The following is a 14,583-nucleotide window of genomic DNA, read 5'->3' as shown; positions in this document are numbered from 1 at the left end:
AAATAGCGCATGTTTAAACTGAGTATATCTTTCTCCTCATCCTGGAGAAAGGAAAGTGCGGTAAACTAGCGGTGTTTCAGAAAATAATCAGGAAGACTCATGAAGGAAAATAACGCGCTTTTGCGTCTCGACGGTGTGGGGTTTAAGACCGACGACGCCGTTATTTTACACAATATCAATTTTCAGCTTCGCGCCGGAGAATTCAAGTTGATTACCGGCCCTTCCGGCTGCGGGAAAAGTACCTTGCTGAAGATTATCGCCTCGCTTCTCAGCCCAACCTCCGGGCGCCTGTTCTTCGACGATGCGGATGTCGCGACGCTGTCGCCGGAAAGGTATCGCCAACAGGTCTCTTACTGCGCGCAGACGCCGGCCCTGTTCGGTGATTCGGTTTACGATAATCTGATTTTTCCGTGGCAGATCCGCAATAAACAACCGGATCCGCAGGCGCTGCTGGCCGACCTGCAGCGCTTTGGCCTTGACGAAAATATGCTGGAAAAATCCATTAATGAACTCTCCGGCGGGGAAAAGCAGCGCGTATCGCTGATCCGCAATCTACAATTTCTGCCGCGCGTGCTGCTGCTGGACGAAATTACCAGCGCGCTGGATGAAAGTAATAAACAGAATGTGAATGACATTATTCATGGCTACGCAACGGAAAAACAGGTCGCTGTTCTGTGGGTCACCCACGATCGCAATGAAATTTCGCATGCCGATGAAGTGATTACGCTGCAACCTGCCGGCGGAAATATGCAGGAGGTACAGCATGAACGGGCATAACATTACGAACGAATCGCTGGCGCTGTCGATGGTGCTGGTGCTGATCGCTATTCTGGTCAGCTATCGGGAAAAGCTGGCGCTGGAAAAAGATATTATCTGGAGTATTTGCCGGGCGATCGTGCAGCTGATAATCGTCGGCTATGTGCTGAAATATATCTTTAACGTCAATCATGCGGTTCTGACGCTGTTGATGGTGCTGTTTATCTGCTTTAACGCGGCGTGGAATGCGAAGAAGCGCAGTAAATATATCGACAAAGCTTTTATCTCGTCGTTTATCGCCATCACTACTGGCGCTGGACTAACGCTGGCGGTACTGGTGTTTTCTGGCTCGATCGCCTTCGTGCCGATGCAGGTGATCCCGATTGCCGGGATGGTGGCCGGGAACGCCATGGTGGCGGTAGGGCTGTGCTACAACAATATGGGCCAGCGCTTCAGCAGCGAGCAGCAGCAGATTCAGGAGAAACTGAGCCTCGGCGCGACGCCGAAGATGGCCTCAGCGCGGCTGATTCGCGAGAGCATTCGCGCGTCATTGATTCCCACCGTCGATTCGGCGAAAACGGTCGGTCTGGTGAGCTTGCCTGGGATGATGTCGGGGCTGATTTTTGCCGGTATTGACCCGGTGAAGGCGATTAAGTACCAGATCATGGTGACCTTTATGCTGCTGTCGACCGCCAGCCTGTCGACGATTATCGCCGGCTATCTGACCTACCGGAAGTTCTTCAACGCCCGCCATCAGCTGGTGGTGACGCAGCTGAAAAAGCGCCCGTGAACGATCCCGGGTTGCGGCGTTCACGCCTTACCCGGGCTACTTAGGCTACGTTCCGCATAGTTCGCGTAGCCCGGATAAGCGCAGCGCTATCCGGGGAAGGCAACGGATTAGTACAGCAGCGAATAGAGCTGACGACGATATTTGGCGGCCAGCGCATCGCCGGTACCGAGGGCGGCGAGGATCTCCTGCAGCATCTTGCGCGCCTGGCCATCGCCGGCGCCTAAATCTTTCTGCAGATGGCTGAACAGCAGGGCCAGCGCTTCTTCATTACGCCCGACCTGATGCAGCTGCAGCGCCAGCTGGGAGGCCAACTGCGCATCCTCCGGATTCTGTTCCACCTGCTGCTGCAGCTGCTGGATTTCCGGGGTGTCGGCGGCCTGTTTGAGCAGCTCAATCTGCGCCACCAGACCCTGATAGTGGGTATCCTGATCCTGCAGAGGAATGGTTTTCAGCACGCTTTCCGCTTCATCGGAACGGTGCAGAGCAATCAGCGTTTCCGCCAGCAGCAGGCCAATCTGGCTTTCCTGATTCGACAGCTGCCAGGCTTCCTTCAGCAGCGGCAGGGCATCGGCGTATTTTTCTTCCTGCATCAGGGCCAGCGCCTGCTGAGCTTTCAGCTCCTCTTCACGGGGCAGGACTTTATCCAGCAGGGCGCGGATCGCTTCTTCCGGCTGCGGGCCTTCAAAACCATCCACCGGCTGGCCGTTCTGGAACAGATAAACCGTAGGGATGGCGCGCAGACCAAACTGTGAAGCGAGCATCTGCTCGGCGTCGCAATCGACCTTCGCCAGCGTGAACTGGCCGTTGTATTGGGCTGCCAGGCGCTCGAGCACCGGGGTCAGCTGTTCGCAATGCTGGCTGCGGGCAGACCAGAAATAAAACAGCACCGGAACGTTCATGGACTGCTGTAGCGTCTGCTGCAGGTTCGCTTCGCTAATGTTGACAATATTCTGTTCGGACATGGGCATTTCTCGTTAGTCGATTTCTGTTTTACATGGGGGCGGCATTCCGCGCTTCAACTCAGCCGTGGATAATTTTGTCCATCGCGCGGGCAGGCAGCAGGCGCTTAAGCAGCGCCACCGCGTGGGTGACCAGGGTGACCGGATAGCGCAGCTTTGGTTTATCGCTGGTAAAAGCATGGCGCACTTTTTCCACCACCGCCTCCGGCCCGAGGGTAAAGCGGGCGGCGATGCCCGGATTTTCTACGGGCTTATCGCTTTGCGTCTGGTTGACGTTATCGGTAAAGCGGGTGCGGATCGGGCCCGGTTCAATCAGGCTGACCTGAATACCGCTGTGGCGCAGCTCCATGCGCAGCGCGTCGGACCACGCCTCGAGGGCATATTTACTGGCGGCATAGGCTCCGCGGCCGGGACTGGCGATAAGCCCCATCACCGAGGAGGTCATCACGATGCGCCCTTCGCCGTGCGGCGTCATCGCCGGCAGCAGCAGCATGGTGAGCTGATGCGCGCCGAAAAAGTTAGCGGAAAATTGCTGTTCCATCTGCTGGCGGCTGATAGTGTTCAGCGGGCCATAGACGCCATACCCGGCGTTATTGAACAGGCCGTAGAGACGATTATCGGTCAGCGCAATCACCTCCGCTGCCGCGCGCTCCACGCTCTGCGGGTCATCCAGATCGAGCAAAATACCGGTTAGCCCCAGCTCCTGCATCCGCGCGACATCCTCTGCTTTGCGGCAGGCCGCCAGCACGCGAAAGCCCTGGCGGGTTAAATCCAGCGCGCTTTCCAGACCAATTCCGCTGGAACAGCCTGTCACTAAAACCGTTTTTTGCATAACTTTACCTGTCAGCGACCCCTGGCGTTCAGGAGTCATGATTAACTAAGGGAGCCAGCCGCTTCGCCATCCAGTCGGCGATAAACGGCTGCGCGTCGCGATTTGGATGAATGCCGTCGTCCTGCATCCATTGCGGCTTGAGATAGACCTCCTCCATAAAAAAGGGCAGGAGAGGAATAGCGAACTCTTTGGCCAGGGCCGGGTAAATCGCGCCGAAGGCTTCATTATAGCGGCGGCCATAGTTCGCAGGCAGGTGAATTTGCATCAGCAGCGGCTCGGCGTTGGCCGCTTTGATATCTTTAATAATGGTGCGCAGCGTCTGCTCGGTCTGCTGTGGCGGAAAACCGCGCAGTCCGTCATTGCCGCCGAGCTCAACCAGCACCCAGCGCGGCTGGTGCTGCTTAAGCAGCGCTGGCAGGCGAGCCAACCCCTGCTGCGAGGTATCGCCGCTGATGCTGGCGTTCACCACCGGCGTTTTCGCCTGCCACTGCTCATTGAGCAGCGCCGGCCAGGCGGCGTTGGCCGCCATCCGATAGCCAGCGCTCAGGCTGTCGCCGAGGATCAGCAGCGTGTCCGCCGCCATCGCGCGGCAGGTAAACAGGAACAACAACAGGAAAGGCACATGCCAGCGGAAAACATACTTGAAGTTCATCATCTTAAGAAGTCCGTCGGTCAGGGGGAGCATCAGCTCTCCATCCTTACCGGAGTTGAGCTGGTTGTCAAACCGCGGCAGACCATCGCCCTGATCGGCGAGTCGGGTTCCGGTAAATCGACCCTGCTGGCGATCCTCGCCGGCCTCGACGATGGCAGCAGCGGGGAAGTATCGATGCTGGGCAAACCGCTGCACCGGATGGATGAAGAGGCGCGGGCGGCGCTGCGGGCGCAGCACGTTGGTTTTGTTTTTCAGTCGTTTATGCTGATCCCGACGCTCAACGCCCTGGAGAACGTCGAGCTGCCGGCGTTGCTGCGCGGCGCCAGCGATAGCCAGAGCCGGGGCGATGCCCGCGCGCTGCTTGAGCAGCTGGGACTTGGCAAACGCCTGCACCACCTGCCGGCGCAGCTCTCCGGCGGCGAACAGCAGCGGGTGGCGCTGGCCCGGGCCTTTAACGGGCGCCCGGCCATTCTGTTCGCCGATGAGCCCACCGGCAACCTCGATCGCCAGACCGGGGACAAAATTGCCGATCTGCTGTTCTCGCTTAATCGCGAACACGGCACCACCCTGATCCTCGTCACTCACGATCCGCTGCTGGCGGCGCGCTGCGATCGCCGTCTGCGCCTGGTGGATGGCCAGCTGCGGGAGGAAGCATGATCGCCCGCTGGTTCTGGCGCGAATGGCGCTCGCCGTCGCTGCTGATCGTCTGGCTGGCGTTAAGCCTCGCCGTGGCCTGCGTGCTGGCCCTGGGGTCGATAAGCGATCGGATGGAGAAAGGCCTTAGCCAGCAAAGCCGTGAATTTATGGCCGGCGACCGTACGCTGCGCAGTTCGCGCGAGGTACCCGCAGAGTGGATCGCACAGGCGCGGAAGTCAGGGCTGACCGTCGGCGAGCAGCTGAGCTTTGCCACCATGACGTTCGCCGGTGATACGCCGCAGCTGGCGGACGTTAAGGCGGTGGACGACCGCTATCCGCTGTATGGCACCCTCGAGACGCAGCCGCCGGGGCTGAAGCCGCAGGCGGGGAGCGTGCTGCTGGCGCCAAGGCTGATGGCGCTCCTGAACCTGAAAACCGGCGATACGATTGACGTTGGCGATGCCACGCTGCGCATTGCCGGGGAGGTGATTCAGGAGCCGGATGCAGGGTTTAACCCCTTCCAGATGGCGCCGCGGCTGATGATGAATATGGCCGACGTGGCAAAAACCGGGGCCGTGCAGCCCGGCAGTCGCGTCGCATGGCGCTATAAGTTCGCCGGCGACGCTGAACAGCTGGCCAATTATGAGCAGTGGCTGCTGCCGAAGCTCGGCCCGGAGCATCGCTGGATTGGCCTTGACCAGGACGACAGCGCGCTGGGCAAATCCCTCGAACGCTCGCAGCAATTCCTGTTGTTATCCGCGCTGTTGACGCTGCTGCTGGCCGTCGCCGCAGTGGCGGTAGCGATGAGCCACTACTGCCGCAGCCGCTATGATCTGGTCGCCATACTCAAGACGCTGGGCGCCGGAAGGTCGCAGCTGCGCAAGCTTATCGTCGGCCAATGGCTGCTGCTGTTGACGCTGTCGGTGATAACCGGCGGGGTGGCGGGCCTGGCGCTGGAGCGTCTGCTGCTGCTGGTTCTCAAACCGGTGCTGCCCGCCGCGTTACCCGCTGCCAGCGGTTGGCCGTGGCTGTGGGCTATCGGGGCGACAGGCGTCATTTCCCTGCTGGTGGGCCTGCGACCCTATCGACTGCTGCTGGCGACCCTGCCGCTGCGAGTGCTGCGTCAGGATGTGGTGGCTAACGTCTGGCCGTTGAAAATCTGGATCCCGGCGGTTAGCGTCGTGGTGGTGGGCCTGTTGGCCTGGCTGCTGGGCGGCAGCCCGCTGCTGTGGTCGGTGCTGGCCGGGGCGGTGGTGCTGGCGCTGCTGTGCGGCCTGGTGGGCTGGGGATTGCTGTGGCTGCTCAAACGCCTGACGCTCAAAGCCTTGCCGCTGCGTCTGGCGGTGAACCGCCTGCTGCGCCAGCCGTGGTCGACCCTCAGCCAGCTGGCGGCGTTTTCCCTGTCGTTTATGCTGCTGGCGCTCCTGTTGGTGCTGCGCGGCGATCTGCTTGACCGCTGGCAGCAGCAGTTGCCCCCGCAGAGCCCGAACTACTTTCTGATCAATATCGCCCCTGAGCAGATAGTGCCGGTGAAGACCTTCCTCGCCGAACACCAGACGCGGGCGGCGGAATTCTATCCGATCGTCCGGGCCCGTCTGACGCAGATCAACGGTCAATCCACGGACGGGAACAAAGACGAAGCGCTGAATCGCGAGCTTAATCTCACCTGGAGCGAACAGCGTCCGGATCATAATCCGCTGGTGGCCGGCAGCTGGCCGCCGAAGTCGGGCGAGGTATCGATTGAGGAGGGGCTGGCGCAGCGGCTGGGGATAAAGATCGGCGATACAGTGACCTTTACCGGCGATACCCAGGAGTTCAGCGCGAAGGTCAGCAGCGTGCGCAAAGTAGACTGGGAGAGCCTGCGGCCAAACTTCTTCTTTATTTTCCCCGCCGGGGCGCTGGACGGGCAGCCGCAGAGCTGGCTCACCAGCTTCCGCTGGGATAACGGTCCCGCGATGTTGACCCAGCTGAACCGCGAGTTTCCCACCGTCAGTCTGCTGGATATCGGCGCCATCCTGCGTCAGGTCGGCCAGGTGCTCTCCCAGGTCAGCCGGGCGCTGGAGGTGATGGTGGGCCTGGTGACGGCCTGCGGCGTGCTGCTGTTGCTGGCGCAGGTGCAGGTCGGTATGCGTCAACGCCATCAGGAGCTGGTGGTCTGGCGCACGCTGGGGGCAGGAAAATCGCTGCTGCGCGCTACGCTGTGGGCGGAGTTTGCCCTGCTGGGGCTGGTTTCCGGCCTGGTGGCGGCGATAGGCGCGGAAGTGGCGCTGGCGATGCTGCAGACGAAAGTCTTTGATTTTCCCTGGGCGCCGGACTGGCGCCTGTGGGTGTTGCTGCCGCTGACGGGAGCGGTGTTGTTATCCCTGTGCGGCGGCGGGCTGGGGCTGCGTCTGTTAAAAGGAAAAGCGCTATTCCGCCAGTTTAGCCAGTAAGAATATTGCATTTTGATGATGCGCCGCCGTTTTTGGCGGCGCTTTTATTTTAAACGCACAAATTGATAAATCATTGATTTTTAAGAGCACAAAACATTAAAAACCCAACAACACGCTATGCTGATTCGCGGTTAATATTCAACTGGAAAATATAAGGTGGCTTATTAATCAAGGAAAAACTATGGCACACACAATAAAAGCGCTGGCGATCTCGATCGGCGCAGCATTAGCGTTAACGTCATTGCATTCCCACGCGGAGATTACGCTGCTGAAACAAGATCCGCAGGCGGGCGATCCGTTAAGCCGGCTTAACTTTACCGTCGGCGGCAGTATCCGGCCGCAGTTCAACATGATGACCGGCGATGGCGACAAAGGCTCCTATAAGCGTAACGGTTTTGACGGCGGCACCCGCTTCCGCTTCGCGGCGGATTACTACCTGTTCGATGATATTAGCTGGATTAGCTACTATGAGCTGGGCGTGAACATTCCGGCGCTGTTTGACTGGGATAACCACTACGCGGAAGGCGCGAACAATACCACCCGCCGCATGCTGTATACCGGCCTGAAAAGCGATACCTGGGGTACGTTAACCTACGGGCAGCAGAACAGCATTTACTATGATGTGGTGGGGGTGAAAACCGATATCTGGGACTACGATATGATCGGTCAGGCCCCGGGGAACGGTATTAATGGCGATTACGATGGCTCCTATCGTTCACGTAATATGCTGAAATATAAGAAAACTGTAGGTGATGTCGATCTTTACGGCTCTTATCTGTTCGAAGACAGCGAATACCTGCCGGGTAACGGCCTGCGTTACAAGCGTAAAGGCGGTGGTTCTGTTGGCGCGGACTACCACATCATGAAGGATCTGACCTGGGGTACCGCGTGGAACTACACCCGCGCCGAAATGCGCGACCCGTCAAGCGCCGACAGCAAAACCTATGACCAGAATATCGTCGGTACCGCGCTGAGCTGGACCCCGGATAACTGGACCTTCTCCTTCGGCGGCGGCTGGTATCAGAACTTCCTCACCACCAAGAAAACCGATGTGCATAATTACTTTGCCGGTGACGCCTGGGGGATTGAATATTTTGCGGGCTATAAATTCCCGATCAATCAATACGCTGTTAAATCTATTCAGCCGTACTTTATGGGCGACCGTCTGGAATATGTGAACGGCCGCAACTATCAGCGTATCGATAACGGTCTGGGGATTAGCTTCCAGCTGGATTATGGTTTCCGCGTTGACTACGAACACGTGTTTACCTCCAGCACCGACAACCTTGGCGATATGAACCTGGTCCGTCTACGCTACGACTTCTAAGCGGTCACAACTCCCCGGTCGCGCGCGCTTACCGTGGCTACAAATCGCGCCGACCGGTAGCCCGGCTAAGGCGTTTACGCCGCAAGCCGGGACAATAGAGCATGCGATTACTTCGCCAGCCAGGCTGCGACCTCCTGCCAGCTGCCGCGAAAGAGAATTTTCCCGGCTTTTTTCCCCAACTGATAGCGATACATCGGGTCGTAGTACTCTTCCAGCAGCGGTACCAGCCAGGCAAAGTGCGCCTCGGTGCTGGCGGTGCGCTGCTGCTGCACCAGCGCCTCATCGAGCCGTTCAGTGAGCTGAGCAAAACGCTGCAGCCCCAGGCGACGGCGGATGGCAAACAGGCCGTGATGCAGATACTCGCCGTATGCCTGCCAGCCTTTCTCTTCGCCATACGCGGCGATAAAGTCGCGATACATGCGATCGAAATACTCTTCGCGCAGCCGTTCGAGGCGAACGTCAAACGGATCTTCCACCACCGCCAGCGGCGACTGCGCCATGCGGAGGCGCAGGCTCTCCGGTAGATGATTGGCGCCGATCATATGGCCTTCATCTTCCAGCACCCAGCGGGTCTGCTGTTCGGCTTTTTTAAGCAGGCTGACCGCCAGGTGGTTTTCAAAGGTGGCCTGTGGATGCTGATCCTGCAGGGTTCGACCGAATGAAGAACCGCGGTGATGAGCAAGCCCTTCCAGGTCGATACCGTCCGGGCGCGAGCAGACCAGTTGAGTTTTGCCGTTGCCGGTACAGCCGCCAATCAGCACGATCGGCCGCTGCACCAGTTCGTCGGTGGCCTGGATCGCCGCCTGGCGTAGCGCTTTATAGCCGCCGACGATCAGGGGGTAATCCACGCCAGCTTCTTTCAGCCACTGCTGGACGATATGCGAGCGCTGGCCGCCGCGGGCGCAGCACAGGTAACCGTGTGGGTAACGGGCGCACGCTTCCAGCCACGCCTGAGTACGGCTGGCGCGCAGGTCACCCTGGACCAGTTTATGGCCGAGCGCCAGCGCCGCTTCCGGCCCCTGGCGCTTGTAGCAGGTACCGACCGCGGCGCGTTCTTCATCATTCATCAGCGGCAGGTTGATCGCCGCCGGCATCGCGCTTTGGCTAAACTCCACCGGGGCGCGTACGTCAATCAGTGGCGTATCGCTGGCGAGAATGGCGCGATAATCCGTCCCATTGGTCATGGGGTATCCTCTGAAGTCAAAACAGAAATGAGCTTTACAGCAAGGGGGGGATTGTACGCGCCTCAAGGTGTGCCGGGGAAGGGGATAGATCAAATCCCCGGCACGAAGGGCTTAGCTGAGCTGCGATTGCGCCCAGACCAGGCCGCTGGTGTACTCCGGCGGCAGCAGCGGCTTGATCGCTTCCAGCGTCGCGCTCAGGCGATCGGTATCGCTGTCGGTGAGGTTCAGGTGGCCGACTTTACGACCCGGGCGCACCTCTTTGTCATACCAGTGCAGGTGCACCAGCGGCAGCTTCAGCCAGTCGTAGTTAAGATCGGTGCCGATCAGGTTGATCATCACCGACGGGCTGTTGACCACCGGCGGCGGCAGCGGCAGGCCGGTAATCGCCCGCAGATGCAGCTCGAACTGGCTGATAGACGCCCCGTTCTGCGTCCAGTGGCCGCTGTTGTGCACCCGCGGCGCCAGCTCGTTAATCAGCAGCCCCTCGGCGGTAACGAAGCACTCCATCGCCATCACGCCGACATAGTTCAGCTCGTTCATGATCGCCGTCAGCATGCTTTCCGCCTGTTCCTGCTGGCGAGCGTTGGCCTGCGGGAAGGCGACGCTGGCGCGCAGAATACCGTCCTGATGCAGGTTACGGGTCAGCGGGTAGAAGACGGTGCTACCGTCATGAGCGCGGGCGCCCACCAGCGATACCTCGCCGGAGAAGTTAATCCCCTGCTCGACGATGCACTCGCCGTAGTTATCGGCCGGTAGCTGATCGATCTCGTTTTCCCGCAGACGCCACTGGCCGCGGCCGTCGTAACCGCCAACGCGACGCTTAACGATCGCCAGTTCGCCAAGGCGAGCAAACACCGCCGGCCACTCGCTTTTATCCGCCAGCAGCTGCCACGGGGCGGTGGCGAGGCCAAGCTTGTCAAACAGCTGCTTTTGCGTCAGGCGGTCGGCGATAATCGGGAAGACATCGCGGTTGACGAACGCCGGGTGGCGGGCCAGCTCGCGGGTGAGGGCGGTTTCCGGCCAGCGTTCAATTTCTGCCGTGATGACGCTCTGCTGGAACGGCACCGCTTCCGGGTCGGCTTCCAGCCCCACCGGCCAAACGGCGATGCCCAGCGGCTCGCCGGCCTGGCGCAGCATACGGCCTAACTGGCCGTTACCGAGCACGCATACCTGTTTCATGCCGCACCCCGCGGATCCGGATTATCCAGCACTTCATCGGTTTGCGCCTGACGCCAGGCGCTCAGGCGCTGGTGCAGTTCAGCATCGTGCTGGGCAAGGATCTGCGCGGCGAGCAGGCCGGCGTTCGCAGCGCCAGCTTTGCCGATGGCCAGGGTACCGACCGGAATGCCGCGCGGCATCTGCACAATGGAGTAGAGGCTGTCGACACCGCTTAAGGCTGCGCTCTGAACCGGTACGCCGAGCACCGGCACCAGGGTTTTCGCCGCAATCATGCCCGGCAGATGCGCCGCGCCGCCTGCTCCTGCAATAATCACCTGATAACCGTGGCTTTCGGCGCTTTCAGCAAAGCTGAACAGCTTATCGGGCGTGCGGTGGGCGGAGACCACTTCGACATGGTACGGAACGTTCAGGGCATCAAGGATTTCTGCGGTAAATTGCATGGTAGCCCAGTCGCTTTTGGACCCCATCACGATGGCGATACGCGCCGAATTATTGCGGGAAGACATGCGTCTTAAAACTCCTGTGGGTGTGTTTCACACTGCTTTAGAGGCCACAGAGAATAGCATGAACTGCCAGCAAGGAAAACGGTTGCGTGCGCATGGTTAGCCGTCTTTTGTCTCGCCTGGAGGTGATGGCGTGGGTGCCTGATTGACCTTTATCTCCCTCATGATACAGGTGATAAGCAGCACTAACCCCCACGGGAGCATCAGGGTGCCCATAAGCAGTAAATAGATTTGTACCAGCCGGCTATCGTGAGGGCGGGTGCAGAGCAAATAAATGGCATAAAAATAGATAGCCCACGCCAGCATCGCACACCAGACAAACGTCAGCGTGTTGCCGATAACGACGCCGATTAAGGCGATATAACTTACCCCTAACGGATTGAGGATCGCGATGATCATTCCCCACATCAGCGGCTGACTCCACCTTTTCCTGCTCATGCTCGTTCCTTGAGAGTGACGTTGTGGAAGACTAGCATGCAGGGCGGGGGGAAGCGCGCACCTTCGCCCGGGCAAAAGGCGCTTTCGGAATTGTGCTCGCGCAGGAATTAGAACGGAAAGTGGATTAGTTCGACGTCGTCCGGCGTCACCTTGACCATCGAACCTTCGCTGTGCCAGGCGCCAAGTACCACACGCCATGCGGGTTGGCCGTTGGCCTGCAGTTCATGGACCGCCGGGCGATGAGTATGGCCGTGGATCAGCCACTGCACGTGATGCCGCTCCATTGCGTCAACTACCGCCTGTGGATTCACATCCATAATTTCCATTGATTTACTGCTGTTGGCGGCTTTGCTGTCGGCGCGCATGCGGGCGGCGATGCGATGGCGAATAAACAGCGGCAGGGCCAGGAACAAACGCTGGATCCACGGGGTGTGGACTTTGGCGCGAAACGCCAGATAGCCTTGGTCATCGGTGCACAGCGTGTCGCCATGCATGATCAAGACTTCACGGCCATAGAGGTTCAGTCGCTCTTCTTCGGCGAGCAGGATCATCCCGCTCTGGCGGGCAAAGCGCTGGCCGACGAGAAAATCGCGGTTGCCATGGATGAAGTAGCACGGCACGCCGGCGTCGACGACGGCTTTGATTGCCGAGGCAATTTGTTGGTGCAGCGGGTTAGGATCGTCATCGCCGATCCATGCCTCAAACAGATCGCCAAGGATATACAGAGCGTCCGCCTGGCGGGCTTCGCCCTGTAAAAAACGCAGAAAACCGGCGGTGATCGCCGGTTCTTCTGTTTGCAGGTGCAAATCTGCAATAAAAAGTGTCGCCACGAATTACTCGCTGACGGTGACGCTTTTGATGATCACATCATCTTTCGGCACATCCTGGTGCATGCCGCTGCGGCCGGTGGCAACCGCTTTGATTTTGTCAACCACGTCCATGCCTTCAACCACTTCCGCGAAGACGCAGTAGCCCCAACCCTGCAGGCTTTCGCCGGAGAAGTTCAGGAAGTCGTTGTCAACCACGTTGATGAAGAACTGCGCGGTGGCGGAGTGCGGCGCCTGAGTACGGGCCATCGCCAGCGTGCCGCGGGTGTTTTTCAGACCGTTGTTCGCTTCGTTCTGAATCGGAGATTTGGTCGCTTTTTGTTTCATGCCAGGTTCAAAACCGCCGCCCTGAATCATGAAGCCGTTGATAACACGGTGGAAAATGGTGTTGTCGTAGAAACCTTCGCGGCAGTAGTCCAGGAAGTTTTTAACTGTTTCCGGCGCTTTGTCGTCAAACGTTTTGATTACGATATCGCCATGATTGGTGTGGAAAGTAACCATTTTTGCATCCTGTTCCGATGAGTGTGGTGCCAGCACCCGGTGTCGGGTGAGATATAGGGGGGTGTTATAGCATAACCGCGGGGGTCGATGCACCTTGCAATGTGTGCTGCGTCCGGTCTGAATTATGGGTATTATAGAGACTTCATTACCCACACACGTCTACACGGAATCTTCGATGTTAAAAATTTTTAATACACTGACGCGCCAGAAAGAGGAATTTAAACCTATCCATGCCGGGGAAGTCGGCATGTACGTGTGTGGTATTACCGTTTACGATCTCTGTCATATCGGCCATGGACGTACCTTCGTCTCCTTTGACGTCGTGGCGCGCTATCTGCGTTTTCTTGGCTATAAGCTGAAGTACGTGCGCAATATCACCGATATCGACGACAAAATCATTAAGCGCGCTAATGAAAACGGCGAAAGCTTTGTCGCGCTGGTCGATCGCATGATTGCCGAAATGCACAAAGATTTTGACGCGCTGAATATTCTGCGTCCCGACAGCGAGCCGCGCGCAACGCACCATATTGCGGAGATCATTGAGATCACCGAGCAGCTGATCGCCAAAGGCCATGCTTACGTGGCAGATAACGGCGACGTGATGTTCGACGTGCCGACGGACCCGAACTACGGTTTGCTGTCGCGTCAGGATCTCGATCAACTGCAGGCGGGGGCGCGCGTCGACGTGGTTGACGTCAAGCGTAACCCGATGGACTTCGTCCTGTGGAAAATGTCGAAAGAGGGCGAGCCGAGCTGGCCGTCGCCGTGGGGCGCGGGCCGTCCGGGCTGGCATATCGAGTGCTCGGCGATGAACTGCAAGCAGCTTGGCAACCACTTCGATATTCACGGCGGCGGTTCGGATCTGATGTTCCCGCACCATGAAAACGAAATCGCCCAGTCCACCTGCGCCCACGACGGCGAATACGTCAACTACTGGATGCACTCCGGCATGGTGATGGTTGACCGCGAGAAGATGTCGAAATCGCTGGGTAATTTCTTTACCGTCCGCGACGTGCTGAAGTATTACGATGCGGAGACGATTCGCTACTTCCTGATGTCCGGCCACTATCGCAGCCAGCTGAACTACAGCGAAGAGAACCTCAAGCAGGCGCGTTCGGCGCTGGAGCGTCTGTACACCGCGCTGCGCGGGACGGACAAATCCGCCGACGCGGCGGGGGGCGAAGCCTTCGAAGCACGCTTTATCGAGGCGATGGACGACGACTTCAACACCCCGGAAGCCTACTCGGTGCTGTTCGATATGGCGCGTGAAGTGAACCGTCTGAAAACCGAGGACGCGGCCGCGGCGAACGCCATGGCGGCCCACCTGCGTAAGCTTGCTGCGGTACTGGGTCTGCTGGAGCAGGAGCCGGAGGCGTTCCTGCAGAGCGGCGCGCAGGTTGACGACGCGGAAGTGGCGGAGATCGAATCGCTCATCCAGCAGCGTCTGGACGCGCGCAAAGCGAAAGACTGGGCGGCGGCGGATGCGGCGCGCGACCGTCTCAACGAGATGGGCATTGTGCTGGAAGATGGCCCGCAGGGCACCACCTGGCGCCGGAAGTAAGCCATA

Annotated in this window: 16 protein-coding genes; 6 read left to right on the top strand and 10 right to left on the bottom strand. The window is 59.0% G+C overall.

Annotated features, from left to right (window positions below):
• The first annotated feature begins 99 nt into the window (after positions 1-99).
• Both fetA and fetB read left to right on the top strand, forming a co-directional pair.
• Positions 100-777, top strand: a complete 678-nt coding sequence (fetA, locus tag AB1E37_RS19265) for an iron ABC transporter ATP-binding protein FetA (protein ID WP_016530372.1) — start codon at positions 100-102, stop codon at positions 775-777.
• A complete protein-coding gene (gene fetB / locus AB1E37_RS19260; protein WP_004177223.1) occupies positions 764-1,546 on the top strand; it encodes an iron export ABC transporter permease subunit FetB in 783 nt (260 codons plus the stop codon). The genes fetA and fetB overlap by 14 nt, the downstream gene beginning before the upstream one ends.
• 107 nt (positions 1,547-1,653) lie before the next feature.
• Here the strand turns inward: fetB and AB1E37_RS19255 are convergent, their stop codons facing one another.
• Genes AB1E37_RS19255 through tesA form a run of 3 tightly spaced genes read right to left on the bottom strand, consistent with a single transcriptional unit; the run spans position 1,654 to position 3,989 of the window.
• Complete coding sequence (locus AB1E37_RS19255) at positions 1,654-2,508, bottom strand: co-chaperone YbbN (protein ID WP_002892263.1); 855 nt, start codon at positions 2,506-2,508, stop codon at positions 1,654-1,656.
• A gap of 58 nt (positions 2,509-2,566) precedes the next feature.
• Positions 2,567-3,376, bottom strand: coding sequence for an SDR family oxidoreductase (locus tag AB1E37_RS19250; RefSeq protein ID WP_009484702.1), 810 nt, complete (start codon positions 3,374-3,376; stop codon positions 2,567-2,569).
• A complete protein-coding gene (gene tesA / locus AB1E37_RS19245) occupies positions 3,366-3,989 on the bottom strand; it encodes a multifunctional acyl-CoA thioesterase I/protease I/lysophospholipase L1 (protein ID WP_004196998.1) in 624 nt (207 codons plus the stop codon). Before tesA ends, AB1E37_RS19250 begins: the two co-directional genes overlap by 11 nt.
• On the opposite strand from tesA, the gene ybbA reads away from it, so the two are divergent.
• Complete coding sequence (gene ybbA / locus AB1E37_RS19240; protein ID WP_004146399.1) at positions 3,960-4,646, top strand: putative ABC transporter ATP-binding protein YbbA; 687 nt, start codon at positions 3,960-3,962, stop codon at positions 4,644-4,646. The two genes, tesA and ybbA, sit on opposite strands and share 30 nt — an antisense overlap.
• Positions 4,643-7,057, top strand: a complete 2,415-nt coding sequence (gene ybbP / locus AB1E37_RS19235) for a putative ABC transporter permease subunit YbbP (RefSeq protein ID WP_032436957.1) — start codon at positions 4,643-4,645, stop codon at positions 7,055-7,057. Before ybbA ends, ybbP begins: the two co-directional genes overlap by 4 nt.
• Here the strand turns inward: ybbP and AB1E37_RS19230 are convergent.
• Positions 7,034-7,147 carry a hypothetical protein gene (locus AB1E37_RS19230; RefSeq protein ID WP_004219504.1) on the bottom strand — a complete coding sequence of 38 codons (114 nt, stop codon included), beginning with the start codon at positions 7,145-7,147 and terminating at the stop codon, positions 7,034-7,036. The two genes, ybbP and AB1E37_RS19230, sit on opposite strands and share 24 nt — an antisense overlap.
• Positions 7,148-7,238: 91 nt before the next feature.
• Here AB1E37_RS19230 and AB1E37_RS19225 point away from each other — a divergent pair, with 91 nt between their 5' ends.
• Entirely contained in the window at positions 7,239-8,384 is a 1,146-nt protein-coding gene (locus AB1E37_RS19225; RefSeq protein WP_032436958.1) for a porin, read from the top strand.
• Positions 8,385-8,491: 107 nt separating this feature from the next.
• On the opposite strand, the gene mnmH is transcribed toward AB1E37_RS19225, so the two are convergent.
• The 6 genes from mnmH to ppiB form a co-directional block, all read right to left on the bottom strand.
• A complete protein-coding gene (gene mnmH / locus AB1E37_RS19220; protein ID WP_004151323.1) occupies positions 8,492-9,568 on the bottom strand; it encodes a tRNA 2-selenouridine(34) synthase MnmH in 1,077 nt (358 codons plus the stop codon).
• Between the two features lie 111 nt (positions 9,569-9,679).
• Complete coding sequence (gene purK, locus AB1E37_RS19215; RefSeq protein WP_009307963.1) at positions 9,680-10,747, bottom strand: 5-(carboxyamino)imidazole ribonucleotide synthase; 1,068 nt, start codon at positions 10,745-10,747, stop codon at positions 9,680-9,682.
• Entirely contained in the window at positions 10,744-11,253 is a 510-nt protein-coding gene (purE, locus tag AB1E37_RS19210) for a 5-(carboxyamino)imidazole ribonucleotide mutase (protein ID WP_004151322.1), read from the bottom strand. Before purE ends, purK begins: the two co-directional genes overlap by 4 nt.
• Positions 11,254-11,349: 96 nt before the next feature.
• Positions 11,350-11,688: a hypothetical protein gene (locus tag AB1E37_RS19205; RefSeq protein WP_004223118.1), complete on the bottom strand. Its 339-nt coding sequence runs from the start codon at positions 11,686-11,688 to the stop codon at positions 11,350-11,352.
• Positions 11,689-11,795: 107 nt separating this feature from the next.
• A complete protein-coding gene (lpxH, locus tag AB1E37_RS19200; RefSeq protein WP_032436960.1) occupies positions 11,796-12,518 on the bottom strand; it encodes a UDP-2,3-diacylglucosamine diphosphatase in 723 nt (240 codons plus the stop codon).
• A 3-nt stretch (positions 12,519-12,521) separates the two neighbouring features.
• The gene (gene ppiB, locus AB1E37_RS19195) at positions 12,522-13,016 is read right to left on the bottom strand and encodes a peptidylprolyl isomerase B (protein ID WP_004151319.1); all 495 of its coding nucleotides are present in this window, start codon (positions 13,014-13,016) and stop codon (positions 12,522-12,524) included.
• A 175-nt stretch (positions 13,017-13,191) separates the two neighbouring features.
• On the opposite strand from ppiB, the gene cysS reads away from it, so the two are divergent.
• Positions 13,192-14,577: a cysteine--tRNA ligase gene (cysS, locus tag AB1E37_RS19190; RefSeq protein ID WP_004191607.1), complete on the top strand. Its 1,386-nt coding sequence runs from the start codon at positions 13,192-13,194 to the stop codon at positions 14,575-14,577.
• The last annotated feature ends 6 nt before the right edge of the window (positions 14,578-14,583 follow it).

The sequence above is a fragment of the Klebsiella sp. Shm-1 genome, from assembly GCF_040804525.1.
In the GTDB taxonomy this organism is placed as follows: domain Bacteria; phylum Pseudomonadota; class Gammaproteobacteria; order Enterobacterales; family Enterobacteriaceae; genus Klebsiella; species Klebsiella pneumoniae.
Note: the sequence above shows the minus strand (reverse complement) of the source record. Positions and strands in the feature narration are given on the sequence as shown.

Excerpts from the sequence above, each read along its gene's own strand:
- purE (WP_004151322.1), bottom strand. The coding sequence starts at position 11,253 with ATGTCTTCCCGCAATAATTCGGCGCGTATCGCCATCGTGATGGGGTCC.
- cysS (WP_004191607.1), top strand. The coding sequence starts at position 13,192 with ATGTTAAAAATTTTTAATACACTGACGCGCCAGAAAGAGGAATTTAAA.
- fetA (WP_016530372.1), top strand. The coding sequence starts at position 100 with ATGAAGGAAAATAACGCGCTTTTGCGTCTCGACGGTGTGGGGTTTAAG.
- AB1E37_RS19225 (WP_032436958.1), top strand. The coding sequence starts at position 7,239 with ATGGCACACACAATAAAAGCGCTGGCGATCTCGATCGGCGCAGCATTA.
- mnmH (WP_004151323.1), bottom strand. The coding sequence starts at position 9,568 with ATGACCAATGGGACGGATTATCGCGCCATTCTCGCCAGCGATACGCCA.
- ybbA (WP_004146399.1), top strand. The coding sequence starts at position 3,960 with ATGCCAGCGGAAAACATACTTGAAGTTCATCATCTTAAGAAGTCCGTC.
- purK (WP_009307963.1), bottom strand. The coding sequence starts at position 10,747 with ATGAAACAGGTATGCGTGCTCGGTAACGGCCAGTTAGGCCGTATGCTG.
- fetB (WP_004177223.1), top strand. The coding sequence starts at position 764 with ATGAACGGGCATAACATTACGAACGAATCGCTGGCGCTGTCGATGGTG.
- AB1E37_RS19255 (WP_002892263.1), bottom strand. The coding sequence starts at position 2,508 with ATGTCCGAACAGAATATTGTCAACATTAGCGAAGCGAACCTGCAGCAG.
- AB1E37_RS19250 (WP_009484702.1), bottom strand. The coding sequence starts at position 3,376 with ATGACTCCTGAACGCCAGGGGTCGCTGACAGGTAAAGTTATGCAAAAA.
- ybbP (WP_032436957.1), top strand. The coding sequence starts at position 4,643 with ATGATCGCCCGCTGGTTCTGGCGCGAATGGCGCTCGCCGTCGCTGCTG.
- ppiB (WP_004151319.1), bottom strand. The coding sequence starts at position 13,016 with ATGGTTACTTTCCACACCAATCATGGCGATATCGTAATCAAAACGTTT.
- AB1E37_RS19205 (WP_004223118.1), bottom strand. The coding sequence starts at position 11,688 with ATGAGCAGGAAAAGGTGGAGTCAGCCGCTGATGTGGGGAATGATCATC.
- tesA (WP_004196998.1), bottom strand. The coding sequence starts at position 3,989 with ATGAACTTCAAGTATGTTTTCCGCTGGCATGTGCCTTTCCTGTTGTTG.